Annotated in this window: 23 protein-coding genes; 7 read left to right on the forward strand and 16 right to left on the reverse strand. The window is 65.3% G+C overall.

The features are described from left to right. Nucleotides 1-4: 4 nt before the first annotated feature. Complete coding sequence (locus LMA02_RS34325; protein WP_228910315.1) at nt 5-583, reverse strand: TRAP transporter small permease; 579 nt, start codon at nt 581-583, stop codon at nt 5-7. Next, nucleotides 580-1,566, reverse strand: a complete 987-nt coding sequence (locus LMA02_RS34330; protein ID WP_228910316.1) for a TRAP transporter substrate-binding protein — start codon at nt 1,564-1,566, stop codon at nt 580-582. The genes LMA02_RS34325 and LMA02_RS34330 overlap by 4 nt, the downstream gene beginning before the upstream one ends. 451 nt (nt 1,567-2,017) lie before the next feature. On the opposite strand from LMA02_RS34330, the gene LMA02_RS34335 reads away from it, so the two are divergent. Continuing rightward, nucleotides 2,018-4,168, forward strand: a complete 2,151-nt coding sequence (locus LMA02_RS34335) for a glycoside hydrolase family 28 protein (protein WP_228910317.1) — start codon at nt 2,018-2,020, stop codon at nt 4,166-4,168. A 173-nt stretch (nt 4,169-4,341) separates the two neighbouring features. Further along, nucleotides 4,342-4,536 carry a hypothetical protein gene (locus tag LMA02_RS34340; RefSeq protein WP_228910318.1) on the forward strand — a complete coding sequence of 65 codons (195 nt, stop codon included), beginning with the start codon at nt 4,342-4,344 and terminating at the stop codon, nt 4,534-4,536. 118 nt (nt 4,537-4,654) lie between these two features. On the opposite strand, the gene LMA02_RS34345 is transcribed toward LMA02_RS34340, so the two are convergent. The 7 genes from LMA02_RS34345 to LMA02_RS34375 form a co-directional block, all read right to left on the reverse strand. Further along, on the reverse strand, nt 4,655-5,335 hold the full coding sequence (locus LMA02_RS34345; protein ID WP_228910319.1) for a GntR family transcriptional regulator: 681 nt from the start codon (nt 5,333-5,335) through the stop codon (nt 4,655-4,657). Nucleotides 5,336-5,828: 493 nt separating this feature from the next. After that, a complete protein-coding gene (locus LMA02_RS34350; protein ID WP_228910320.1) occupies nt 5,829-7,151 on the reverse strand; it encodes an MFS transporter in 1,323 nt (440 codons plus the stop codon). A 55-nt stretch (nt 7,152-7,206) separates the two neighbouring features. Further along, entirely contained in the window at nt 7,207-8,421 is a 1,215-nt protein-coding gene (tcuB, locus tag LMA02_RS34355; protein WP_324251324.1) for a tricarballylate utilization 4Fe-4S protein TcuB, read from the reverse strand. Further along, on the reverse strand, nt 8,408-9,817 hold the full coding sequence (gene tcuA, locus LMA02_RS34360) for an FAD-dependent tricarballylate dehydrogenase TcuA (RefSeq protein WP_228910322.1): 1,410 nt from the start codon (nt 9,815-9,817) through the stop codon (nt 8,408-8,410). The genes tcuB and tcuA overlap by 14 nt, the downstream gene beginning before the upstream one ends. Nucleotides 9,818-9,891: 74 nt before the next feature. Further along, nucleotides 9,892-10,833 carry a LysR family transcriptional regulator gene (locus LMA02_RS34365; RefSeq protein ID WP_228910323.1) on the reverse strand — a complete coding sequence of 314 codons (942 nt, stop codon included), beginning with the start codon at nt 10,831-10,833 and terminating at the stop codon, nt 9,892-9,894. 130 nt (nt 10,834-10,963) lie between these two features. Further along, entirely contained in the window at nt 10,964-11,767 is an 804-nt protein-coding gene (locus tag LMA02_RS34370; protein ID WP_228910324.1) for a hypothetical protein, read from the reverse strand. Nucleotides 11,768-11,860: 93 nt separating this feature from the next. Then, the gene (locus LMA02_RS34375) at nt 11,861-12,727 is read right to left on the reverse strand and encodes an NmrA family NAD(P)-binding protein (protein ID WP_228910325.1); all 867 of its coding nucleotides are present in this window, start codon (nt 12,725-12,727) and stop codon (nt 11,861-11,863) included. Nucleotides 12,728-12,950: 223 nt separating this feature from the next. Here LMA02_RS34375 and LMA02_RS34380 point away from each other — a divergent pair, with 223 nt between their 5' ends. Then, on the forward strand, nt 12,951-13,883 hold the full coding sequence (locus tag LMA02_RS34380) for a LysR family transcriptional regulator (protein ID WP_228910326.1): 933 nt from the start codon (nt 12,951-12,953) through the stop codon (nt 13,881-13,883). A 29-nt stretch (nt 13,884-13,912) separates the two neighbouring features. Here the strand turns inward: LMA02_RS34380 and LMA02_RS34385 are convergent, their stop codons facing one another. Together LMA02_RS34385 and abaF are read right to left on the reverse strand one after the other, a co-directional pair. Then, nucleotides 13,913-14,299, reverse strand: coding sequence for an MAPEG family protein (locus LMA02_RS34385; RefSeq protein ID WP_228910327.1), 387 nt, complete (start codon nt 14,297-14,299; stop codon nt 13,913-13,915). Between the two features lie 382 nt (nt 14,300-14,681). Beyond that, nucleotides 14,682-16,061, reverse strand: a complete 1,380-nt coding sequence (abaF, locus tag LMA02_RS34390) for a fosfomycin efflux MFS transporter AbaF (protein ID WP_324251325.1) — start codon at nt 16,059-16,061, stop codon at nt 14,682-14,684. A 590-nt stretch (nt 16,062-16,651) separates the two neighbouring features. On the opposite strand from abaF, the gene LMA02_RS34395 reads away from it, so the two are divergent. Then, entirely contained in the window at nt 16,652-17,593 is a 942-nt protein-coding gene (locus LMA02_RS34395; protein WP_105830193.1) for a dihydrodipicolinate synthase family protein, read from the forward strand. Between the two features lie 290 nt (nt 17,594-17,883). On the opposite strand, the gene LMA02_RS34400 is transcribed toward LMA02_RS34395, so the two are convergent. Next, entirely contained in the window at nt 17,884-18,138 is a 255-nt protein-coding gene (locus tag LMA02_RS34400) for a hypothetical protein (RefSeq protein ID WP_228910328.1), read from the reverse strand. Between the two features lie 269 nt (nt 18,139-18,407). On the opposite strand from LMA02_RS34400, the gene LMA02_RS34405 reads away from it, so the two are divergent. Further along, nucleotides 18,408-19,460, forward strand: coding sequence for an RNA-guided endonuclease InsQ/TnpB family protein (locus LMA02_RS34405; protein WP_228910329.1), 1,053 nt, complete (start codon nt 18,408-18,410; stop codon nt 19,458-19,460). A gap of 123 nt (nt 19,461-19,583) precedes the next feature. Here the strand turns inward: LMA02_RS34405 and LMA02_RS34410 are convergent, their stop codons facing one another. Continuing rightward, nucleotides 19,584-20,294, reverse strand: a complete 711-nt coding sequence (locus LMA02_RS34410) for a TetR/AcrR family transcriptional regulator (RefSeq protein ID WP_228910330.1) — start codon at nt 20,292-20,294, stop codon at nt 19,584-19,586. 52 nt (nt 20,295-20,346) lie between these two features. Here LMA02_RS34410 and shc point away from each other — a divergent pair, with 52 nt between their 5' ends. Further along, the gene (gene shc / locus LMA02_RS34415) at nt 20,347-22,401 is read left to right on the forward strand and encodes a squalene--hopene cyclase (RefSeq protein ID WP_228910331.1); all 2,055 of its coding nucleotides are present in this window, start codon (nt 20,347-20,349) and stop codon (nt 22,399-22,401) included. A 24-nt stretch (nt 22,402-22,425) separates the two neighbouring features. Here the strand turns inward: shc and ampC are convergent, their stop codons facing one another. The 3 genes from ampC to LMA02_RS34430 all read right to left on the reverse strand — a co-directional run bounded on the left by ampC (nt 22,426) and on the right by LMA02_RS34430 (nt 25,181). Beyond that, nucleotides 22,426-23,595, reverse strand: coding sequence for a class C beta-lactamase (ampC, locus tag LMA02_RS34420; protein ID WP_228910332.1), 1,170 nt, complete (start codon nt 23,593-23,595; stop codon nt 22,426-22,428). Between the two features lie 185 nt (nt 23,596-23,780). Continuing rightward, nucleotides 23,781-24,593: an alpha/beta fold hydrolase gene (locus tag LMA02_RS34425; RefSeq protein ID WP_228910333.1), complete on the reverse strand. Its 813-nt coding sequence runs from the start codon at nt 24,591-24,593 to the stop codon at nt 23,781-23,783. Nucleotides 24,594-24,722: 129 nt separating this feature from the next. Continuing rightward, nucleotides 24,723-25,181, reverse strand: coding sequence for a hypothetical protein (locus tag LMA02_RS34430; RefSeq protein ID WP_228910334.1), 459 nt, complete (start codon nt 25,179-25,181; stop codon nt 24,723-24,725). Between the two features lie 410 nt (nt 25,182-25,591). On the opposite strand from LMA02_RS34430, the gene LMA02_RS35365 reads away from it, so the two are divergent. Beyond that, complete coding sequence (locus tag LMA02_RS35365; RefSeq protein WP_006750603.1) at nt 25,592-25,726, forward strand: hypothetical protein; 135 nt, start codon at nt 25,592-25,594, stop codon at nt 25,724-25,726. The last annotated feature ends 89 nt before the right edge of the window (nt 25,727-25,815 follow it).

The following is a 25,815-nucleotide window of genomic DNA, read 5'->3' on the forward strand; positions in this document are numbered from 1 at the left end:
GGCGTTATTGTCCCGACGAAGAACGACGAAGCGCGAGCAGGTGCTCGAGCGAGAAGAGGACGATCGCGATCGCCGCGGGAATCGTGATCAGGTAGCGCACGCCTTCGGGCAGCCCGATGATCGGGATGCGGTCGCCCATCGTCTCGGCGGCCATGCTGCCGCAGCCGGCCATGATCGCGATCGCGAACGCGATCAGGCTCAGGTGCTGGATCGCGATCACCACGGTGCGCGGGCCCGGCGACAGGCGCCGCACGAGCGAGTCGAGGCCGATATGGCCGCCGTCGCGCACCTTCATCGCCGCGCCGAACATCGCGATCACGATCACCAGCAGCAGCGCGATCGGCTCGACGAAATCGGGCGCGTTCTCGAACACGTAGCGCATCACCACCGCGTAGAACACCAGCAGCGTGAGCGCCGCGAGACACAGCGACGCGATCACGGCCAGCGCGCGGAACAGCAGGTCGTTCGCGCAGCGCAACAGCGGCGCGGCCGCGCGCGGCCGGCCCGGCGCCGCACCGTCCGCGGCGGCCGCGTCCGGCGAGCCCACCGCCGCCGCGCCATTCAGGGAAGTGCGACGGGTCACTTGGTTGCCTCGATCTCGTCGACGATCTGCTTCATCTGCGGCGTCTTCTCGTACTTCGTCCACAGCGGCTGCATCGCCTTCACGAAGGCCGCGCGGTCGACCTGCGCGGCCGGCAGGATCTTTGCGCCGCCCTTCGCCACCGCCTGCTGCGCCGATGCCTCACGCGCGGTCCATAGCTTCTGGTAGTACGGCACCGAATCGGCCGCGGCCTTCCTGATCGCGGCCTGCTCCTGCGGCGACAGCGTGTCCCAGATCTTCTTCGAGAACACCAGTACTTCCGGCGTCATCGCGTGCTGCGTCTCCGAGTAGTCGGGCGCCACCTCGAAGTGCTTGGTTTCCTCGTACGACGGCAGGTTGTTTTCCGCCGCGTCGACCAGGCCCGTCTTCAGGCCCGTGTACACCTCGGCGAACGGCATCGGCGTCGGCGTGCCGCCCATCGCCCTGATCTCGTCGACCATCAGGTCGGATGGTTGCACGCGCACCTTCAGCCCCTTCATGTCCGCCGGCGTGCGCACCGGACGCTTCGCGTAGATCGAGCGCGCGCCGCTCTCGTAGAACGTCAGCGCGATCATCCCCTTCGCCGAGAACGCGTCGAGGATCTTCTGGCCGGCCGGGCCGTACATCGCCTTGCGGAAATGGTCGACGTCGCGGAACAGGAACGGGAACGACGGGATCAGCGACTCCGGCACGATCTCGTTGAACGACGCGCCGTTCACGCGCGCCATGTCGATCGCGCCGATCCGCACCTGGTCGACCGTGTCCTTTTCGGAGCCGAGCGCGCTGTTGCCGAACACCTTGATCGAGTCCTTGCCGCCCGTCAGCTTCGACAGCTCGTCGCCCATGTACTTGACCGCCATGTTGGTCGGGAAGCTGTCGCCGTGCACGTCCGCCGAGCGGAAGACACGGGCCTGCGCGGACATCGCGAAGCCAGCCATCAGCGCGACGGCCAGTGCGGTACGGGAGCGGGGGAATCGGTGCGTCATCGTCAGTCTCCTTGTTGGTTGTAGCTCGCAATTTGGCGGCGATCCGGGCGGCTTGCGCATAGGTCGTTGGACGGCCTTCGCTGAATCGCAGTCATACGTTGTATGACGTGTCGGAGCGAATGTACGTCGGTTAATCGTTTAACTCACTTGGTGCATACCCCTATAAGTGCCTCTGTAGCGGGTTGACGGCCGGATAAAGGAAAAAGCCTTCTCTGTTTAGCTGGAGGCTAGCGAAACGTTTTCCGGAAATGTGCGCGTATTTGAATCGGCGCGAGATTGTGTCGTTTTCCCGATACCGAAGGCCGTCTTTCCTTTCCCTTCCCTGCGTTATAGGATGACTGATCACAATGCAGCCACTGCCCGCGCCGCCACGAGCCCGCGCCCCGCCTCGGCTGACCCGATACCAACCCGGCAGCGTCCGCGGACACTGCCTCACCAGGAGACATCCGTCATGACACACCGACTTTCCGGGTCGAGCGCCCGCCCGCGCGTGCTCGCCCTGTTCGCGGCGCTCGTCGCGACCGCCGCCGCGCTGAGCGCGTGCGGCGGCGACGACGCAACCGCCAGCGGCGCGGCCGCGACCACGCCGCCCGCCGCCAGCGTGTTCCAGGTCGGCACGACCACCGTCGACGCCGCGCTGCCCGCCGAGCCGACCCTGCCCGCCGACACGCAGGTGTGCAGCACGCTGGAAGCCGCCAATACGCTCGTGAGCCGCCCCGACGGCTCGCTGCCGCCGGAGGCCGATCCGTCGATCGCGGGTGTCGGCAAGGCCGTGTCGACCGCGACGGCGAACCCCGACCAGGCGCGCATCCAGGCTGCGCTCGACGCGTGCGGCGCCGCCGTCGACGCCGAAGTCGGCGCGACGATCGCGGCCGCCGACGCATCGGCCACCGCCGCGCAGAAGACGGCGGCCATGCCGAACGTGAACATCGCAGGCGCGTCCGGCGAGGAGCTGGCCAAGCCGAAGTACCGGGCAAGCAAGTTCGCGGTGCGGCTCGTCGTCAACCGGACGGGCGCCGGCAACAGCTTCATCAGCGGGCCGCTGACGCTGCCGTCCGGCGTCACGCTGTGGATCGACAAGGGGGTGACGCTGTACGCGTCGCGCGACGTGAAGGCGTATGCGCCCAACGTCGCCGGACCGTATTGCGGCAATACCGCGGTCAGCGCGACGAAGGCCGGCAGCTCGTCGAACTGCCTCGCGCTGATCACCGGCACGAACCTCGTGAATTCGGCTGTGGTCGGCGACGGCCGGATCGACGGGCGCGGCTACGCGGAACTCGTGACGTCCGACGCGAAATACCCGCTGATGAAGGTCGACCTCACCTGCTCGAACACCTACGCCGCGTACAAGAGCGGCACCGTCGCGCCGGACGGCACCGCGTGCGACGACGGCGGCACCGTCGTCGATTCGAAGTCGACCGTGCGCAACATGACGTGGTGGGATCTCGCGTATCTCGGCAACATGGTGCAGAACGGCACGACAGGCTTCGGCTCGCAGTCGAACTTCCGGCTGATGGTGTTCAACTACGCGAAGAACCTGACGCTGTACCGCATCACGCTGAACAACAGCCCGAATTTCCACGTGGTGCCGAGCGGTGTGGACGGGCTGACGATCTGGAGCGTGAAGGTGCAGACGCCGACGCTCGCCGCGTTCGCGAACCCAGCCGGCAACGGCAACCCGCTATACAACGGGCAGACCTTCAACGCCGACAACGTGAAGAACACCGACGCGTTCGATCCGGGTTCCGCATCGAAGCCGACCTCGACGACGCTGTCGACCGGCAGCACGACGACGTCGACCGGTGCGATTTCGTTCGACGGCTACCTGAAGAACTTCGTGTTCGCGTTCAACTACGTGAGCACCGGCGACGACGACATCGCGCTGAAGGGCAGCAACAATCCGTCGCCCGCCGGCTCCGGGTTGTTCGGCATCGACGGCAATCGCGACGTGCGCTCGGATCGCAAATGGGGCGTCGTGATCGCGCACAACCACATCTACTGGGGGCACGGGATCTCGGTCGGCAGCGAGACCAACGGCGGCGTGACGAACGTTCAGGTGTACGACAATTCGTTCTGGGATTCGGAGGAAGGATTGAGAATCAAGTCCGACTACGCGCGCGGCGGCGAAGTGAGCAACATCCACTATTCGAACATCTGCATCCGCGATGCGAAGAACGCGCTGCTGTTCACGCCGTACTACAGCACCAAGGCCGTGCCGGCCGGCGGGCCACTGTATCCGAACTTCCACGACATCTCGATCGCCAACGTCGTGATCATGGGTACGGCCGGCGTGAAGCTGCAGGGGTTCGAAGCGAATACCGGCGGCTACGGCGAGCCGGCGTTCCCGCTCGTGATGTCGCTGACCGACGTGGTGGCCGACACGCCCGACGGGATCTCGACCATCGCATCCGACGCGAACCTCACGCTGCATAACGTGAACCTGCCGGTGTTCGCGTCAACTGCGAACCGCGTCGTCGTGAACGGCGAGGCCACCCGCAACGCGCGTCCGGGTAACGTGCTCGACTGCAGCAAGGCGTTCGTCGACTTCCCCGGCATCGATCAGTCGAACCCGTTCGGCTCGACATGGGCGCCGTCGTTGTAACGACGACGCGATGACGTCGGTTCTCCGTCGTCATGCGGGGCGTCGCGTCATCGTTGCCGGTGGCCTGTCATGCGCGCTTCGGCACGCGGGCCGGCCATGGCGCGCGTGCCGTCGCAGCGGGCACGCACGATGCGTGCTCGTCGCGACATCGGAAACGCAAACGGAGGGGTGCGATGCAGACGACCAGAACGTCGGCGGGGCAGAGTCAAGATCCGCCGTTGAATCCGGGCGACGAAGGGCCGCCCGATGCGCCCGCGGTCGGCGAGGATCTGTGCGGAGTATGCCGCGGCACCGGCATGGTCGAAGGGCAGAAATGCGCGGTATGCGGCGGGACCGGCAAGGTGTTGCAGGGAATCGGGGGCGGCTAAGCGAACGTGAGGGGTGCAAGCGGGATTCGGCGATGCCCGGACGGACCGCGCATCGCATGCGACCCCGCTTCAGCGCCGGAGGCTAGTTCGGCATGTCAGCCACGGCGCCCCGCTGATCTCAACGACCTAGCCGCCGGTCGCGCAGGAACGCATTCAACTCGCCGCCTGCATGCTCGATGTGACGCTTGAGCAGTGACGCCGCCGCGCGCGCATCGCCCTTGCGGCACAACGCGACGAGTTCGGCGTGTTCGGATTCGGCCACGTCGCGCGCGGCCTCGGATAGCGACAGTTGCACGCGCGTGTAACGGTCGGTCTGTTGCAGCAGCGACGCGACGATCGCCGTGGTCTTCGGCTGGTCGGCGCGGGACAGCAGCAGCTGATGCAGTTCGGTGTTCAGTTCGCCCCAGCGTCCGGACTGGCTCGCATGCAGCACTTCGCTGTATTCCGCGAGGATCGCGTCGAGCCGCGCGAAATCGTCGGTGGTGAGCTTCGGAATCGATTTTTTCAGCAGCACGGGTTCCAGCAGCGCGCGCAATTCGAAGAGTTCGGTGATGTCCTCCGGGGACAGCTCCGAGACGATCGCGCCCTTGTGGGGCAGGATCTTCACGAGCCCTTCGCTCTCGAGTTGCACGAGTGCTTCGCGCAGCGGGATGCGGCTGATGCCGAGTTCGGTCGCCAGCGCATCCTGGCGAAGCTGGTAGCCGTCGACATACTCCCCTGTCAGGATACGGCGGCGCAATTCGTTCGCTGCGGCTTCGGCGCGCGTGGCGTAGACAAGAGCAGGGCGTTTCTCGTTCATGTTGCGGTTCGGACTGGGGGAAGGCGGGCAGGCACGCGCCGGTGCGGCGGCGGCGGATATTGCATATTTTCTACAATATTAGCAGAGCGGTCTTGGGGGGCTGCAGAGGACGCAGAGTGTCGCGCCGCCGTGCCCCTTCGGTCAGACAACAGAAGGTTTCTCCGCGGAATTCGGCAGATGTCGCTTGCCGCCCCCCTACCAGTCGTTCGAGAGTCGGCGCCTTCAATGGCGACTTTGGGCTTTCAGCCCATACCAACAAAGGCCGGAAGCCGCGATCAGCTTGGGCATCGAGCCGATGCCCACCTCCTCGCGGATCAGATGCCAACGGACTTCATCGTTCGATACTTCGATGCGCACACTCAAAGGCCGCTACAGACTCGCCGCTGCAAGCGAGAACAACGCCTCGTACGAGTGGCGCGGGAAATGGCCTACCAACAGACCATCGTTCGCCGCTTCGAGCGCGGCCTCATCGAGTGTGGCCAGCGGATGATCACTATCGGGCCGAGGATGCCACCGACGGGTTGCTACCCGCACGGCGGCGGTACAGTCCGAGCGTCGCGCACAAACCGCAGAACGCAGCGAAGCTCAGCCAGTAGCCGGGTGCGGCCTTGTCATGCAGGACCTGAATCAGATACGTCGATACCGCTGGCGTAAAACCGCCGAACAGCGCCGTCGCGAGACTGAACGCCAGCGAGAAGCCCGCGACGCGCACTTCGACCGGCATCACTTCGGTGAGCGCGGCGACCATCGCGCCGTTATACATGCCGAAGAAGAACGAGAACCACAGCAGCACGATCAGCATCCGCGCGAAGCTCGGTGCGTCGGCGAGCCAGGACAGCGCCGGATAAGCTGTGAAGATCGCCAGCACCGAAATGGCGAGCAGCAGCGGCTTGCGGCCGATGCGATCGGAGATCATGCCGCCGATCGGCAGCCAGACGAAATTCGATGCAGCCGCGAGCAGTGTCACCATCAAGCTGTCGGAGGTGGACAGCTTCAGCACCGACTTGCCGAAGGTCGGCGTATAGACCGTGATGAGATAGAAGGTGGTGGTAGTCATTGCCGTCAGCAGCATGCCGCCGACGACGATGCGCCAGTTGCCGAGCAGCATCGCAAAAATGTCGCGCGTCTGCGGATGATGCCGCCGCGCTTCGAACGCCGCGGTCTCCTGTAGCGAACGGCGCAACACGAACAGGAACGGCACGATCGCGCAGCCGATAAAAAACGGCACGCGCCAGCCCCATGCGGCGATCTGCTGTGCGGACAGCCACTCGTTCAGAGCGTAACCGATGGCCGCCGCCATGACGATGGCGACCTGCTGGCTCGCCGACTGCCAACTCGTGTAAAAGCCTTTGTTGCCGGGCGTCGCCATTTCCGCGAGATAGACGGACACGCCGCCGAGTTCGGCTCCCGCCGAGAAGCCCTGCAACAGACGCCCGAGCAGTACGAGCGCGGGGGCGAGCAGGCCGATGGTCGCGTACCCTGGCACGCAGGCAATCAGAATGGTGCCGCTCGCCATGATGGACAGCGTAACGATCAGCCCGGTGCGCCGTCCGACCTTGTCGATATACGCGCCGAGAAAGATCGCCCCGAGCGGACGCATGAGGAAACCCGCGCCGAACACGGCGAAAGTGAGCATCAGCGACGCGAATTCGCTGGTGGAAGGGAAAAAGATCCTCGAGATCGATGTCGCGTAGAAACCGAACAGAAAGAAATCAAACTGCTCGATGAAGTTGCCACTGGTCACGCGCAACACGGCGGCGGCCCTTGTCATGGGCGAAACGCCGGACGAAGCGGCGATCGGTTCGATACGGTTCATTGTGTCTCCTGCTTGTTATCCATGGTAATGCGCGCCCAAGGCGCCCTGGTGACTGCTAATCCGAACCGAGGTTCAATGTGTTGCGTTGCCGCTTCTCGATCGACGACTTGAGCAGCGCTGCAGAACGGAAGATGCCGTGCGCGAATTTGCCGTAAGGCAGCGTGACGAACAACGCCATCACGATGCCGAGATGAATCGCAAGCAGCGACGGCATTGCCGAAGTCGTGCGGAGCGCGAGCAACGCGAGACCGGATGCGCTCGTCAGCAGCAGGAGCGCGATGAAGCCGCGGTCCATCGGGCGCTGACGAGCATCGCCCCGCTCCGGAACGCGTTTCAGGTTCAGCCAAAGCAGTCCCGCCGGCCCCGCAATCAGTCCGATGCCGCCCGCCGTTCCCAACAGCACCGGCACGCTCAGAAACGGATACGGCGCTTCCAGACCGAATGCGTAGTGATAGAGCGTCGCGACCGCGGTTGCCGCAAAGCACAGCATGAAGCCGTAGAACGTCAGGTGATGGAAACGGCGCCGCGCCAGCGTGAAGGCATCGTTCTCTTCGTTGCAGCCGTCGCCGTGGCCGCCGTCCAGGTACTTGAGCGTCAGCGCATGCTTGGCCGCTTCCGCGACGGCTGGCGCGCTCGCCCTCTCCGTTCCTGCCGACACGTCGCGCCAGAAACGCGTGACGCCCAGTCCGAGCGCGAGACTGGCGAACAGGAAAACGATGCCGAACATCGCCGCGAGCAAGTTGTGCGGGAAGATCACGTAGAAGTTCGCTGGCGCGACATCGCCCGACACGCCGCCGCGCAACGCCGTGCCGAGCAGCAGAAACAGCGCGAGTCCGGCCGCCAGCGCAACCGACAAAGTCAGGCCGTTGCGCTTGTACAGCGCGCCGAACGAAGCAGGAAATGCATACTCGGTGTAGGTCTCGAGCCGGACTTCAGCCATCGCTTTCGGCACGTTCACGCCGAATTCGTGCGGCGGCGCGTATTGGCACGCGTGATAACACGCGCCGCAGTTGTGGCAGAGATTCGCCAAGTAGTTGACGTCGGCCTTGCCGAACTCGAGGCGACGCATCATCGCCGGGAATACGGCGCAGAATCCTTCGCAGTAGCGGCACGCGTTGCAGATCTGCATCTGCCGCGCCACTTCGGTTTCGCTGGCGCTCATCGGCACAATGGGGATCACGCGGGCCGTGCCGCCGTGTGAAGCTTCTGTCGCATCGCGCGATAACGTCGTGCGCGTGCTTTCGGGTGCGAGCGCGTCAGACTGTTGCACTGGTTGTCTCCGTTGTTTTGAGTGCCGCACGCGCGGCCTGCGTCCCGGCAATGCGCCCGAAGGCCGTGCCGATCGACATGCCGACGCCCGCCGTATAGCCCTTGCCGAGCACGTTGCCAGCCATCATTTCGCCAGCCACGAACAGGTTCTCGCTGGCTTTCCCGCCGAAGTGGACCTGCGCGCGATCGTTGGTTTCGAGACCGAGATACGTGAACGTGATGCCCGGCCGCAGCGCATAACCGTAGAACGGCGCCGTATCGATGCGCCGCGCCCAGTGCGTCTTGGGCGGCACGAGGCCCTCGGTGTGGCAGTCGTCGAGCGCGGTGTGGTCGAAGGTGCCGTCGCGACACGAATCGTTATAGCGCGTGAGCGTTTCCATGAAGCGCGCTTCCGGCAGCCCGAGCTTGCGCGCGAGTTCCGGCAGCGTGTCGGCCTTTTCGCCGGGAAACACCGGCGGCATGAAGCGGCCGCTTGCTTTCGAGTCGATGATCGAATAGCCGATCTGTCCCGGTTGGTGCGCGACGAGCCGTCCCCAGATTGCATAGCGCTTCGGCCAGAAATCCTCGCCTTCGTCGTAGAAACGCTCGGCATCACGATTCACCACGACGCCCAGCGACACGCAGTCGATGCGCGTGCAGATGCCGCCGTCATACAGCGGCGCGCGTGCATCGATGGCGACGCAGTGCGACTGCGACGGATCGCCGATCATGTCCGCACCGGCATCGGTCATGTGCTTGATGAGCACGCCCTTGTTGAAGCGCGTGCCGCGAATCAGGAAGTTGTCGGCAGGCCATTCGCCGCGTGCGTTTTGCCCCCACGCTTCGCGCAGCCATTCGCGATTCGATTCAAAGCCGCCCGCTGCCAGCACGCAGGCGCGTGCCTCGAAGCGCCGGCTGCCGCTGCGCGCCGCGATGAAGCGGCTGCCGTCGAGTTCGAGCGAATCGACTGGTGTTTCGTAGCGGATATCGACGCCGAGCGCTTCGGCGCTGCGGTAGTACGCGTTGACGAGCGCCTTGCCCCCGCCCATGAAGAACGCATTGGTGCGCGCTACGTGCAGCGCGCCGGAGAGCGGCGGCTGGAAGCGCACGCCGTGCTTCTGCATCCACGACCGGCACGACGACGACGCGCGGATCGTCAACCGCGCGAGATGCTCATTCGTGATGCCGCCAGTGACTTTCAGCAGGTCCTGCCAGAATTCCTCTTCCGGATAGGCATCGACGAGAACGTCTTGCGGCACATCGTGCATGCAGCGCAGATTGCGCGTGTGTTGCGAGTTGCCGCCGCGCCATTCGCGCGGCGCGGATTCGAGAAGCAGGACGGAGGCGCCAGCTTCTCGCGCCATCAATGCGGCGCACAGCGCGGCATTGCCTCCTCCAATTACGAGCACATCGACCATTAGACTTGTCTCCTTTCAGACGCATCGTAAAGATCGAGTGCCCGCTTCGCTACCAGCCGGCCATCAACGGGTCTTCATCTTTTGTGAACACCAGGGTCCCGCAGTCGCGCACCGGGCCAGCGGCCTTCCTGCACGAGTTGACGGGCGACATCGACGAGCACCACGCGCGCGGCGAGACCGGCGGGAGACAGCTCGTCGTCGGAGATGCTGGCGAGCATGTTGGGCCGCGTGGCGTATTTCTCCGCGACGGGAACGCTCTTTAGTATTACGTTCGCGGGCCTTGCGAGCGCAGCGCCCGGCTGTATCGTCGCGCCGATGCCGGCGCGGACGAAGTCCATCAGCAGCGCCAGGCCGTCGACTTCGGCGACGATGTTCGGCTGATATTCGGCGCGCTTGAACGCTGATAGCAGCTGCGAACGCAGCCCGTGCGTGCCGCTGGGAAGAATGAGCGGAAGCTTGCCGAGATTTTTCAGGCGGACGGATGTGCTGGTCGGCATGCCATCCAGATCGCTCGCGCCGATCAGAAACAGCCGCTCGTCCAGCAGCGGCAGCACGCTCCAGCGTTGCGCGGGTTCCTCGCGGAACAGCACGGCGAGATCGATCTGACGCGCGCTCAGCATGGATGCGAGATAGCCGGAGAGACTTTCGACCATGTGCAGCCGCACGTCGGGATAGCGTGAACGCATGGCCTGCATGAATGCGACACCCAGCACGCTCGCCGTGCTGGGCGCCATGCCGACGCTGACGTGGCCTGACAGACGTGCGGAGCGGGCCGCGAGCGCTGCATCGTCGATATGACGCAGCGCGAGCTGCGCCTGACGCCAGAACGCCAAACCCGCGTCGGTCGGAACGACGCCGGCCGAGGTGCGTTGGAGCAGACGCGTGGATAGTTCGCCTTCCAGACGGCTGATCTGCTGACTCAATGCCGAGGTCACCACGCCGAGCTCCAGCGCTGCCTTGCCCATGCTTCCGTGTTCGACGACGCTGAGAAAATAGCGTAATTGTCTGAGTTCCATTTCGCGCTCGGTCAAGGGGATCACATAGGCGCCATAACGCGTCCCGCCTGACGCGTCAATGGACTACCGCCCAACGGACTACCGCTCATCATCCATCCCCCGCCGACACTCGGCCTCCCGTCGACATCACTTAGGGCGTCCCCTCTCCTTCCCTGGCCCCCATAGCCGCAACCAGGCGACCTTGCACAGCAACGAGTTGATCATCCGTAGTCGCCACCAGCCACAGACGCGCCTGCTCCTCGATACGGCGGTTGTGGTCTTTCAACGGGCCCATCGTGGCAGCGGCCTTCCAGACGACCGGGCCGATTCGGCTTTTCCTGCCCGATGGCGCGCCGACCAGCAGGCAGTAAGGTCCCAGCGGCAGCGACACGAACGGAAGTGCCGGACTCGCGGATACGCGCCAGTCAATGAAGGGCGTATCGCCGATCAGCAGCGGCATCGGCAAACCGTAGAGCACAGTAAAATCGTACAGCGCAAGTTGCTCGCGCATGCCGACATAAACACGCCGGATGTCGTCGACAACCGCCGCGCGGATCTCGTCGTCGAACATGGGTTCCTGCGCGTATCGCGCAAACGCCTTGCGAGCCTCCCCTTGATACGCACTGAACAGGCCGATCTCCACGCAGTCCTGCACTGCGCGCTGCACCTCCGCTACAGAACCGGCTTCTTCCGGCTTACCCAACTGCGCAGCCCGCAAAAACCGGGCAAGTCCGGCCTCCTGAATTGCAGGGCCATCCACAGACGCATCGTCTTCAGTGCCGTTGCCAAGCGGCACATAGATATATTTCTCCGCTGCGAAATGCGATTTCTTGCCTTCATCAAACTTGATTTCGCAGTCAACGCAGTCCAGATAGCGCGTCCCGATTCGGCCATGCTCCCAAACCCAATTTTTCAGGAACGGACGTAGCGGATGCAGTCTGTCGTGATCAGTCATGGAACCCTCCAGGTTGCCCCAGTATAGTTCCAAGTTGTCGATTGCTCCGTGCAGGACATGGCGATCGATCAATCCGACGGATCGAGGCTCCGCTCAGACCGCACGCGACACTAGCTCGCGCAGCACTGTCTCCAGTTCGACGCGGCCACGCACGATTTCGTCAGGATTACTTTCGAAATCGATCCAGCCTTCGTTGAAGCCGTCCAGCATGCGCATCCGGGGCAGAGGATGCTTCATGCCCTGGCCGCGGAACAGCGCTTCCCACGTCTGCCTGTCGACAACTTCCGCACGTACCTGAGCGCCGAGCACGCGGGCGAAGGCCAATGCGAGATCATTGGGACTCACCCGGCGCGAGCCCTCGAGCTCGACCACACGCACACCGCGCCACGTCTGCTGGAGCAGTTCGGCCGCAACGCGGCCTACGTCCGCGGTAGCGACCATCGGCACGGGTTTGTCGAGCGGCTGCAGGTAACTGGCAATGACGCCATCGTCGCGCGCGGACGCGACATCCCATGCGGCGTTTTCCATGAACCAGCCAGGCCGCAGGAATGTCACCGGCATCGGCATCTCGCGCAGCGCCTGCTCCATCAGCGTGCGTTGAGTGAGCAGATTGATCTCGTCTGCCTGTGCGCCGATCGTCGACAGGCAAACGACTTTTTCGGGCCGCGCCTTCAGGAGCGCTGCGGATACAGCCTCGAACACCTTCTGCGCTTCGGGAAACCCGGGCGCCGGATCGAACTCCGAAGGCGGCAGGATGAAAACGCCGGTCGCGCCTTCGAACGCGGCGGCCAGCGACGAAGCGTCTTCCATGAAGGCCGTCGCGATCGCGCAACCTCGCTCTGCCCACGACGCTGCCCGCGTCGCGTCGCGCACGACCGCGCGCACCGGCTGACCACTGGCCAGTAGCTCGCGGGCCAGTGCGCCGCCGACCTTGCCGGTGATTCCTGTTATTGCATACATTGCTCGTTCTCCATATGTGGATACATCGGGTGGCTCGGTGACACGCATTCTGGACAAATGCCGACCAAAACAAAATGACATGGATGGCATCAGATCAGTGACAACGAGTCATCAATGCGGCAAGATCGACAGCGTTGTCCTGCGCTGCTGCATTGCGCAGCATTGGCGTGTTGGTCTTCGGTTGGTCGGTCGCGATCCACCGCCCGCATTCACTCGAGCAATCATGAGATCCAGTAGCGAGAAGCTGTCCGGCAGCATTAGCGTGTTCGCCGCCGTGGTGGACATGGGGACGTTCGCGGCCGCTTCGGAAGTCATAGGAATGACGCCGCCGGGCGTCAGTCGCGCGATTGCGCGGCTGGAAAAAAAGTTGAACATCCGGCTCTTCAACCGAACGACGCGCTCCGTCTCGCTGACTGAAGAGGGCCGCCGCTTTTACGAGCAGGTCATGCCCCATCTCGCCGGGCTGGAGGAAGCAGCCGCAGCAGCAGCAGGTAGCGCCTCCGCGGTGCGTGGAAAGCTGAGAGTCAATCTGGATCCTGTCGTGTACCGGACCATTCTCGGGCAACAACTCGATGCGTTCATGGACGCGCACCCCGAACTCGAAATCGAGCTCATCGCGCGAGACAGTCTTGGCGACCTCGTGATGGATGGCTTCGACATCGCCGTGCGATTCGGCGAGCCCCGAGCCTCTACGCTGATCGCGAGAAAGTTGCTCGATACCGGCATTGTTACGGTCGCGTCGCCCTCGTACGTCGCTCGCTGGGGACGGCCCGCAAAACCCGAGGACCTGGAAAGCCGAAGCCACCGATGCATTGAATTTCGCAACCCCGAGACAGGCAAGCCGTTCGCGTGGGAATTCCATCGCCGGCGAAAACGCATTGTGGTTGATACTCGAGGACGCCTCACGGTCAACGATCCGGGTGCCCTGCTCAACGCATGCCTCGCCGGTTCCGGAATTGCGCAGATGTTGCTGCTCGGTGCCGAGCCCCTGATCGCGAACGGCCAATTGATCAATCTGTTTCCCGAATGGACAGACGAGCGATTTCCCTTATACGCGTACTACCCATCCCGGCATCACCTGCCGGCAAAGACGCGGGCTTTTCTTGACTTCGTTGTTGAACTGATGGGCAACCACGAGCGCGTCGGCACGCGCTAAGCACACGCGATCTCGTCGTCAGTCGCATCTCAAAGCAGCAGCGACACACATAGCGCCATACCGGTCAGGTAGGTGCCCAGTGCGCCGACGAACCGGAACGGGTTGAACTTTGCCATCGTCGGCCATGCGATCAGCCCGACGACGAGCAAGCAGCGGCACGCGGTTGCCGCGACCATCAGCGACACCGTCGCCGTCGAAGGCGATCGTGCGCCAAGATAGAGAAACAGCAACGCGAGGAACGGCGCGTATTCGGCCGTGTTGGCATGAGCCCGGACGAGCTTGTGTAGCAGGTTTGCGGGGTCCGGCTTGCAGCCTGAGGCGGCGCCTTCGCGGAAACGCATCACCGAGATGGACAATCCGAGGCCGAACAGGAGTAGCCCTAGAACTACCACGCATGCGAGAGCAACGTTGTTCATTTGAACGAGCCTCCTTCGCAGGGGTCAACGAGCGCCGGTTTGGTGGGGTAAAGCTGGCATGACGGTCTGTCGATTACGATGCGCCCGTTTGCAGCGGATAGCACCGGAAACGCCATTTGAAGGCCCTGGCAAAGCCAGCGACCGCGAAGAAAATTGCAACCGGGTTGCTTATCCGGAAAGGGTGCGGCTCCGGCCGTGACTACCCGAGCGCAGTGTTCATGACTTGATGCGGATTGTCGATCATCCGGACGCGACTGTCGAATGCCTCTTCCTGGCCAAGCGCCGTCGTTCTCGCCCGCACTCCCCCAGACCCTGCGATACACCACAAAAAAGCCACCCTCCCGGGTGGCTTCCCATCAGCGATCACGCGATCACCCGCGCTTCAAGCATCCGTACGCCGGCTCGCCTCCGCATCCACATCGCGCAGCGACTTGCCGCGCGTTTCCTTCGCGACGCCCACGCACACGATCGAAATCACGGCCGCGGCAACCAGATACAGCGCGATCGGCGTCGACGAGTGATAGCGCTCGAGCAGCGACAGCCCGATCAGTGGCGCGAGCGAGCCGGCCATCAGCGGCGCGACCTGGTAGCACAGCGACAGCGCGGTATAGCGCACGTTGGTCGGGAACATCTCGGTCATCAGCGCCGAGTACGGCGAGTACGTCATCGATTCGATGAACAGCCCGAGCACGATCGCGGCCATGATGATCCAGTCGTTGCCGGTGTCCATCATCGGGAACGCGACGAAGCCCCAGCCGGCGGTCAGCACCGCGCCCGTCAGGTACACGGGCTTGCGGCCGACGAAGTCCGATAGCAGCCCCATCAGCGGAATGAAGAAGAAGTGGATCGCGTTGGCCGCGAACATCAGCTTCAGGATCCGCGTGGTGTCGGCCCCGACCACCAGCTTCAGGTAGGTCAGCGAGAACGTGACGACCATGTAGTACAGGATGTTCTCGGCGAACCGCGCGCCGATGCCGATCAGCACCTGCCGCCAGTGGTACTTCAGCACGTGCACCACGCCAAGCTGCTTTTCCTGCTTCTGCGCGCGGCGCGCCTGCGCTTCCTTGAAGATCGGCGCATCGTCGACCTTGCGGCGAATCCAGAAGCCGATCAGCACGACCACCGCCGAGAACCAGAACGCCGCCCGCCAGCCCCACGACAGAAAGTCGGCCTCGGACAGCGAACTCGACAGCACCAGCAGGATGATGGTCGCGACGAGGTTGCCGGCCGGCACGCCGGCTTGCGGCCAGCTTGCCCAGTAGCCGCGGCGGTTGTCGGGGGCGTGTTCACTGACCAGCAGGATCGCGCCGCCCCACTCGCCGCCGAACGCGAAGCCCTGAATCAGCCGCAGCGACACCAGCAGCACCGGCGCCCAGTAGCCGATCGCATCGAAGGTCGGCAGGCAGCCCATCAGGAAGGTCGTGATGCCGACCACGATCAGGCTGACCTGCAGCAGGTACTTGCGGCCGAACTTGTCGCCGTAGTAGCCGAACACCAGCCCGCCGATCGGGCGCGCGGCGAACCCCACCGCATACAGCGCGAACGCGGCGAGCAGGCCGTCGATCGGGTTGCCCGTCTTCTTGAAGAAGTGCGTGCCGAACACCAGCGCCGACGCCGTTCCATACAGGAAGAACTCGTACCACTCCGCCACCGACCCCACCATCGACGCCGCGACGACCCGCTTCAATTCCCGTTTCGACGCCGTGTCCTGCACGGCTGCTGCACTACCAGGCGAGACTGCCTCGCCGACCTGACTTGTCATCTCCGTATCTCCTCTCGTTGTCTTCCATTTCCCGTGACGGGGCGGTTCGCGAGTAAGCGCGCCGAAAGATTTTATACAATATCCAATACGCAATCCACGCAATCTCAAAAATGCTTTCGGCACAAATAAGACACGCCTAGCGGCGTCCGCCGACCGGGACGGAAGCCAGCGAGAGGAATGTTTTTGGTCGGAGGAGAGCGCGACGGGGACAAGCCTGCGGGACGCCAGTCGGGCTACCAAAGCCAGCAGGCGGAGCCGGAACGCGGCGTCGCCCAGCTTTGTCTAGTGCGCCCACCATCCTCGCCGAAGGCCGCCACGACGCGGTTCTCCACCCTCCCCCGCGCCCCGAAACGACGCCCCGCGTCACGCCCTTTTTATTTTATATTGTATAAAATATGCGAACTGGCTAGAATGCACTCGTCGATGGCTGACTCTCGGTCGAAACCGGAGGCAACGTTTCGGCACCGAGGCAAACAAGAGGCGGCCAGCCGCCGTCCGGGTGACGTGAAGCACCCACGAGACGGCGAGCGCGCGTACAGCCCAGGTTGCCAGCAATGGCAGTTGACCCTATCTGAATGTGAGGAAACGAGATGAGCGACAACATTTTTACCGGCACCATTCCGGCCCTGATGACTCCGTGCACCGCTGATCGTCAGCCGGATTTCGACGCGCTGGTAAAGAAGGGCAAGGAGCTGGTGGCACTCGGCATGCGCGCGGTGGTCTACTGCGGCTCGATGGGCGACTGGCCGCTGCTGACCGAAGCGCAGCGCCAGGAAGGCGTCGCGCGTCTGGTCGAAGCCGGCGTGCCGACGATCGTCGGCACCGGCGCGGTGAACTCGAAGGAAGCCGTGTCGCACGCCGCGCATGCCGCGAAGGTCGGCGCGCACGGCCTGATGGTGATTCCGCGCGTGCTGTCGCGCGGCGCGTCGCCGGCCGCACAGAAGGCCCACTTCGCCGCGATCCTGAACGCAGCGCCGAAGCTGCCGGCCGTGATCTACAACAGCCCGTACTACGGCTTCGCGACCCGCGCCGACCTGTTCTTCGAACTGCGTCGCCAGCACCCGAACCTGATCGGCTTCAAGGAATTCGGCGGCGCCGCCGACATGCGCTACGCAGCCGAAAACATCACGTCGCAGGACGACAGCGTGACGCTGATGGCCGGCGTCGACACGCAGGTGTTCCACGGCTTCGTGAACTGCGGCGCGGCGGGCGCGATCACCGGCATCGGCAACGCGCTGCCGCGCGAAGTGCTGCAACTGGTCGACCTGTGCAAGAAGGCCGCGCAAGGCGATGCCGTGGCGCGCGTGCGTGCGAAGGAACTGGAAGCGGCGCTGGCCGTGCTGTCTTCGTTCGACGAAGGCTGCGACCTCGTGCTGTTCTACAAGCATCTGATGGTGCTGAACGGCGACAAGGAATACACGCTGCACTTCAACGAAACCGATGCACTGAGCGACGCGCAACGCAACTACGCGGAAGCGCAGTACACGCTGTTCCGCAACTGGTACGCGAACTGGTCGAAGACCATCGCGTAAGCCGTGCGATACGCGGCCGTGACACGGCCGCGTGCATGAGAAAGGCAAAAGCCACGGAGCGATCCGTGGCTTTTCCTTTATCCGCGCACACTCGACAGGCGCTTGCCGAATCAGTGTCGCTGCACGGCCGCCCCGCTCGCGCGCTCCTGTTCCGTGATCTCCGTGCAGCCAATGGCCGATCGCATACAACGCACCGGCCGCGGCGAGCGCCGGCACCGCAATCAGGCTGAACACATCGCCGCAGCGCCAGCCGAGTCCTATCACGACATGCGCGGCGCGCGCCCGCACAGTCAGGGCTTCACCGTCCCCCGCCGCGCCTCGATCCCGTCGATTTTCGCGAGCAGCACGTTGCCGAGTTTCGTCACGTGGCGCGGCATGCCCGGAATCGCGAGCAGCACCTCGATCCGTGCGCGCCAGTAACCTGGACGACTCACGCGCATCGCGTACGGCATCGCCGCAGCGCCGGTATCCGCATCGCTTTCGAGCAGCGCGACCATTCTCTCGATATGAGACAGCTCGCGCTCCACGTAGTCTCTTGTCAGCATGTGATTGACACTCCCTCGTAACACCGCAGCCGGCCTGGCGTCGTCGGCGTGCCGCCGCATGGGCTATTGGCTCGACACGTCGTCGTTTCCCGTCACGGTACGCGCGTCGTGTGTCAGGAAATCGCCGGCACGCGCGAGGGTTCTCTTCATCAGAATTTGCTCCGAGAAACCCCGCCATTTCCCCCAAGGGGACTTCCTTCGGGGCGGATGGCGGGAAGGAAAGGAGTGCTGTTGACAGGCAGCTTCTTCCACGGGTTAGGATCACCTGCATGATTCTTGTCTACCGCTACCGCGTGAAGTCGCTCAACGGACTGCTCAACAAGCAGAGCCGTGCGGTGAACTACGTCTGGAACTTCTGCAATGACACGCAGAAGCACGCGCTCAAGTGGAGCAAGAAGTGGCCGACGGGATTCGATCTGAACGTGTTGACCACCGGCAGCAGTAAGGAACTCGGCATCCACTCCGGCACGATCAACGCGACGTGCGAGCAATATGCGAAGTCGCGCAGCCAGCACCGTCGGCCCTACCTGCGCTATCGCGGCAGGAAATCGCTGGGCTGGGTGCCGCTGAAGGGCCGTGACCTGAAGCGCGAGGGTGACGCGTTCCGTTTCGCCGGCAACACGTTTCGGGTATTCCACAGCCGGGCGCTTCCCGAAGGCAAGATCAAGGATGGCACCACCTTTGCGCAGGATGCACGTGGCAACTGGTTTCTGAACATCGTGATCGAGATGCCCGATGTGCAGGCCCGCCCGGTCCGTTCCGGTGTTGGCATCGATCTCGGCCTGAAAGACTTCGCCACACTCTCGACCGGCGAAAAGCTGCCCAACGACCAGTTCGGCCGACGCGCGGCGGAAAAGCTCGCGAAAGCGCAACGGGCGCGAAAGCACAAGCGGCATATCGCGAAGCTGCACACCAAGGTGGCGAATGCCCGCGCCGATTTCCAGCACAAGCTCGCCCTCGATCTGGTGCGACGGTTCGATTACATCGCGGTCGGCAACGTGTCGGCCGCGAAACTCGCCAGAACCAGGATGGCGAAGAGCGTCTACGACGCATCCTGGTCGTCCTTCCGAAACACGCTCCGTTACAAGGCGATCGCGCACGGAGCCACGTTCGAGGAAGTCGACGAAAGCGGTTCTACCCAGTCCTGTTCGGCGTGCGGATCGAAAGACAGCACGACGCGGCCGAAAGGTATCGCGGGACTGCGAATAAGAGAGTGGGCCTGCGATGGCTGTGGTGTCGTGCATGATCGTGATATCAACGCTGCGCTGAACATTCTCCGATGCGGACGTGCATCGCCAGGTGTGGGAATCACCTGCTTTTAGGCGGGTGAGGACGTCAAATCGTCGGATCTATGTCGCGCTGCGCAGCCGGTGCCACGTCCATGGCGACGACGACCGTCAGGCGGGATCGCCGAGTTCGTCGGGAAGTTGAGCGGCTGAACGCGCTCAGCCGCGTCGGCCGCGCGCGCTCGCGCGCTTCCCCGTGCCCGCCGGCGACTCACCCGCGCTCATCCGGTCCAGCTGCCGGACGATCTCCGCGCGCAGCTCGGCCGAAATCTCCACGCTGTCGAGCAGCTCCGAGATCCACAGCCCGTCGGCGGCCAGCCGGCAGATCATCAGCGTCGCCGCCTGCTCGAGCGGCACCGGGTCCGGTCGCGTCCACTCGCGCATCGGCACCGACCAGCGCGCGCGCGTCTCCTGCTCGGTGATCATCGACGCGACCAGCACGCGCAGCACGTCGGTGCTCGCGGCCGGTTGCGCGGTGTCGAGCACCGCATGCAGATACGCACGCGCCGCCGCGCCGTCGCCGTGCGAATCCGCCGCCCGGCGCGCGGCCATCTGCGTCGCGAAACGTTCGGTCGCCTGCCCGAACAGCGCATCGAGCAGGCCCTGCTTGTTCGCGAAGTGATACTGCAGCGCGCCTTTGGTCACGCCCGCGCGCTCGGCGACCGCGTCGAGCGTCAGCGCGGCCACGCCGTGACCAGTCGCGATTTCCGACGCGGCTTCCAGCAGCTGCGCGCGCACCTGCTCCGGCGCTTTTTTCCGCCGCACGCCGGCGACGGGCGTGGGCTCGGGCGCGTCCCGTGCGTCGGCCGGTCCAGCCGTGTCGACAGGCGCGGCGGTAGCGCGCGAAGCAGGTTCGAGGCGTTTTTTCATGGGGGCGATGGTAGCACCCGCGGTCTCGATATAAACATTCCGGCCGGATGGTATGATCCGCCGCATGAACAAACCCGCCCCCTCCCCCTGGTCCGCGCTCGACACCGCGATCGCCCGTGGACGCGACGCGCTGATGCGCCTTCAGCAGCCCGACGGCAGCTGGTGTTTCGAACTCGAATCCGACGCGACGATCACCGCGGAATACATCCTGATGATGCATTTCATGGACAAGATCGACGACGCGCGCCAGGAGAAGATGGCGCGCTACCTGCGCGCCATCCAGCGGCTCGACACGCACGGCGGGTGGGACCTGTACGTCGACGGCGACCCGGACGTGTCGTGCAGCGTGAAGGCGTACTTCGCGCTGAAGGCCGCCGGCGACAGCGAGCATGCGCCGCACATGGTCCGCGCGCGCGACGCGATCCTCAAGCTCGGCGGCGCGGCACGCTCGAACGTGTTCACGCGGATCCTGCTCGCGACGTTCGGCCAGGTGCCGTGGCGCGCGGCGCCGTTCATGCCGATCGAATTCGTGCTGTTCCCGAAGTGGGTGCCGATCTCGATGTACAAGGTCGCGTATTGGGCCCGCACGACGATGGTGCCGCTGCTCGTGCTGTGCTCGCTGAAAGCACGTGCGCGCAACCCGCGCAACATCGCGATTCCCGAGCTGTTCGTCACGCCGCCCGACCAGGAGCGCCAGTACTTCCCGCCCGCGCGCGGAATGCGCCGCGCGTTCCTCGCGCTCGACCGCGTGGTGCGCCATGTCGAGCCGCTGCTGCCGAAACGCCTGCGGCAGCGCGCGATCCGACATGCGCAAGCGTGGTGCGCGGAGCGCATGAACGGCGAAGACGGCCTCGGCGGGATCTTTCCGCCGATCGTGTACAGCTACCAGATGATGGACGTGCTCGGCTACCCGGACGATCATCCGCTGCGCCGCGACTGCGAGAACGCGCTGGAGAAGCTGCTGGTCACGCGGCCCGACGGCAGCATGTACTGCCAGCCGTGCCTGTCGCCGGTGTGGGACACCGCGTGGAGCACGATGGCGCTCGAGCAGGCGCGCGGCGCGGCCGTGCCGGAAGCCGGCGTGCCCGCGAGCGCACTGGACGAACTCGACGCACGCATCGCGCGCGCGTACGACTGGCTGGCCGAGCGCCAGGTGAACGACCTGCGCGGCGACTGGATCGAGAACGCGCCCGCCGATACGCAACCGGGCGGCTGGGCGTTCCAGTACGCGAACCCGTACTACCCCGACATCGACGACAGCGCGGTCGTCACCGCGATGCTCGACCGCCGCGGCCGCACGCATCGCAACGCGGACGGCTCGCATCCGTATGCGGCGCGCGTCGCGCGCGCGCTCGACTGGATGCGCGGGCTGCAATCGCGCAACGGCGGCTTCGCGGCCTTCGACGCCGACTGCGACCGCCTGTACCTGAACGCGATTCCGTTCGCCGATCACGGCGCGCTGCTCGATCCGCCGACCGAGGACGTGTCGGGCCGCGTGCTGCTGTGCTTCGGCGTCACGAAGCGCGCGGACGACCGCGCGTCGCTCGCGCGCGCGATCGACTATGTGAAGCGCACGCAGCAGCCCGACGGCAGCTGGTGGGGCCGCTGGGGCACGAACTACGTGTACGGCACGTGGAGCGTGCTGGCCGGGCTCGCGCTCGCGGGCGAGGACCCGTCGCAGCCGTACATCGCCCGCGCGCTCGCATGGCTGCGCGCACGTCAGCACGCGGACGGCGGCTGGGGCGAGACGAACGACAGCTACATCGACCCGGCGCTCGCCGGCACCAATGCCGGCGAAAGCACGTCGAACTGCACCGCGTGGGCGCTGCTCGCGCAGATGGCGTTCGGCGACGGCGACGGCGAATCGGAATCGGTCAAGCGCGGCATCGCGTATCTGCAATCCGTGCAGCAGGACGACGGCTTCTGGTGGCACCGGTCGCACAACGCGCCGGGCTTTCCGCGCATCTTCTACCTGAAGTATCACGGCTATACCGCGTACTTCCCGCTGTGGGCGCTCGCGCGCTATCGGCGCCTGGCCGGCGGCGCGTCGTCGGCCGGCGCGCACGCCGTGCCCGCGTCCACGGCGGCGGACGCCGCGCTCGCCTGAGCGCGGGCGCGGGCACGACGCAGGTTACGGCTTGCCGTTCAGCGACTCGACGATCCGGTACGCGGCCTTCACGCGATCCTCGATCGGAAAATTGCGGTTCGCGAGCATCACGATCGCGATCCGCTTCGCGGGGACGAACGCGACATAGGTGCTGAAGCCGTTGGTCGAGCCGGTCTTGTTGATCCACGTGTCCGGGCGCGGCGCGAGCGGCGGCTTGAGTGCGGTCGCGAGCGTCGCGTCGTGGAGCATCGGCGGCCCGTTGCCTTCGAGCAGCGTCGGCAGCGCAACCGGATACGGATACTGTTCCCAGATCAGGTCCTGCGTGAACGGCCCCGCGCGGAAATAGCCGGTGTGCGTGCGCTCGAGCGCGCGCTGCAGACGGGGCGCCGTGTCGACCAGCCCCATGTTCGCCTGCACGAAGCGCAGCAGGTCGGCCGCCGTGGTCCGGACGCCGTACGCCGGCTGCCACAGCATGCCGCCCGTCATCCGGATCGGCTTGCCGTCCTGCGTATAGCCCTGCGCATAGTCGCCCTGGCGCGCGGCGGGCACGTTGATGTAGGTATGCGTCATCCCGAGCGCGGGGAACAGCCGCCGTTCCATCAACGCCGCGAAGTCGCGGTTCATCGCCTTCGCGGTGAGTTGCCCGAGCATCCCGATCGCGACGTTCGAGTACGTGCGGCGCGTGCCCGGCGCGTACGCGGGCCGCCACGCATCGAGATAGCGCATCAGGTCCGCGTCGTCGCGGATGCTGTCGGGCACCTGCAGCGGCATCCCGCCCGGCGTGTGCGTACCGAGCTCGAGCAGCGTCACGCCGCCGAACGGCTTGCCCTGCAGCGCGGGCAGATACTTGGCCGCAGGATCCGATAGCGACAGCTCGCCGCCCTCCTGCGCGTCGGACGCGAGCGTCGCGGTCAGCGTCTTGCTGACGGAGCCGATCTCGAACAGCGTGTCGCCGGTCACCGGCTTGCCGGTTTGCGTCGACATCACGCCATAGTCGAACACGTAGGGCTTGCCGTCGGCGACGACGCCGATCGCCATGCCGGGAATGGCGAACTGCTTCATCAGCGGCGCGACGTTGCGGGTCACGGTGTCGTGAATCTCGTCGGGCGTGGCGGCGGCCGCGGGGCCGGCCGTGACGGCGGCGCACGCGGCGACGAACAGGGTCGCGGCGATGCGTATCGCGTTGAATCGCATGGTTGCTGTTCCTTCGATTTTCTGATGGTTGTGTGGACAACAGGTCCGGCCGCGCCGCGCGGAGACTGCTGCAGCCGGCCGGTCGAAGCAGGACTATCCGCCACCGGCCGCCGTCCAACAATCGATGATATTTTGCGCGAGCCTAAAGAAAATCTTATGCAACGCATGCACCGGCCATGCCGATGTCAGTCAGGCAACCGGTCGAGAAAGGCCAGCATCGCGGCATTGAAGCGCGCCGGCCGCTGCAGCGGCGCGAAGTCGCTCACGCCGGGCAGGATCGTCAGCGTCGCGCACGGAATCGTGCGCGCGAGATATGCCGCATGTTCGGGGCGGATGAACTCGTCGTGCTCGCCCTGCACGATCGCGACCGGCACCGCGATCGCCGCGAGGTCGGCCGCGCTGTAATCCGGTTGCGTGCGCATCATTTCGCTGACGGCCGCGACGAACGCGTCGAACTGGTCGGGCGTCGCGGACAGTCGCGCGTAGTCCTTGCGGTGCCGCGCGAAGCAGCGGTCGATCAGCGGGCTCGGCACCATCTCCTTCGTGCCGCCCGGATCCATGTTGCACGCGAAGAAGAACACGCCCGCCGCGCGCTGCGGCGCGCGGGCGGCCAGCACGAGCGACACGCACGCGCCGTCGCTCCAGCCGACGAAGCGCGCGCGCCCGATGTGCAGCGCGTCGAGTACCGCGAGCACGTCGGAGGCCATGCGTTCGTACGAATAGGGGCGATCGTCGCGCGTGCTGCGGCCGTGGCCGCGGCTGTCGATCACGATCGCGCGGTAGCCGGACGCGAGCAGCGCCGGCACCTGGTTGCCCCAGTTGCCGCCGTGGCCGAGGCCGCCGTGCAGCAGCACGACCGGCGGGCCGTGGCCGAACGACGCGTACCAGATACGCGCGCCGTCGTGGTCAAGCCATCCTTCGGTATCGACCGCGGGCAGCGGCGTGCCGCCTTGCGCGTCGAAGCGGACGAGGTCGTCGTCGGCGAATTCCGCAGTCATCGTTCTGCCGTCCTTTCGAGGGAGACGAGCTTGCGATTGTAATGCGCGAGGTGACGTGCCGCGGCGCGTTGGCGTGCTGTGCTGTGCTGTGCTGGGCGGCGCGGTGCCGTGCCGTGCCGTGCCGTGCCGTCAGGCCTGCGTCGATACCAGGCCGCCGGACGTCGAGCCGCCCGACTTCTGGATGGCCTGCGCGAGCTGCGCGATCGCCGTCGACAGCGCACCCGAGATCGTGCTCGCTTCCGCGCTCAGCGTCTGCTGCTCGACCGCTGCGGCCGGGTCATCCTTCGCGCGCTGCGCGGCAGCCGCCATTTGCTGCTGCAGTTGCGCGAGTTGTTTCTGCAAGCGCTCGATGAGCTGTTTGAGCTGCGAGACCGCGGGATCGTCGGCCGAAGATCCCGACGCGCCCAGCATCTCGCCCGCGTCGCCGGACGGCGCGGCGCCGCTCGCCGACGTCTTCGTTGCGCTGCCTGTAGGCGACGACGCAGCCGCCGTGGCCGTGGCCGCAGCGTCCGTGGGGGCGGACGGGTTGGCGGCTGCGTTGCTGGTGGCTAGGGGGGTCTGCGCGGCGGAAGAGAGATCGATCTGCATCGTGTCGGTCCGTAATGAGTGTTTGCGACTCGGGTCGGTTGAACAGGGAATCCTTGCAACCGGTTTACGGTATTCGTCGGACAAAACTTTAGTCCCGCCCTCGACGCGGCGCTGACGCGGCCGCGCAGCCGGTGCCGCGCGCCATATCGTGGGCAGGTTGCCGATGGTCGCGAAGGGGCCAGAATGACCGGCCGTCCACGCTGGTAAAATCGCCTACTGGCCTGCCGCTGCAGTACACCGGCTGCTTTCGGCAAGACTTGCGGGCTACCCCCGCACCGGCGCCCGCTCGATCGGGCGCGACACGCGACGCCGTCCGGCGCCGTCGCTGCGCGAGCGCCGCGCCCGAAGCGACACGACGACGCGACGGCTTCGGCGCACACCCCTTCATCACGCATTTCGAGGAAATTACGATGGCCCGCATCGGCGCCTTCTGCCTGACCACGTGGCTCGCGGCCGCGATTCTCTATTTCGGCCAGCATTCGGTCGCGATGATTGCGCTCAGCGGCGTGGTCGTGTTCGGCGGGTTCGATTTGCTGCGTCCGTAGCAGAGCGCCGGTTCATCGCAGGCGCGGCCCGTCACGAGCGCCGGCGCCGCCCCTCGCACACCCTCAGCCTGCCCCATCCGGATCGCCGA

This window comes from Burkholderia sp. B21-005, from assembly GCF_020843965.1.
In the GTDB taxonomy this organism is placed as follows: domain Bacteria; phylum Pseudomonadota; class Gammaproteobacteria; order Burkholderiales; family Burkholderiaceae; genus Burkholderia; species Burkholderia ambifaria.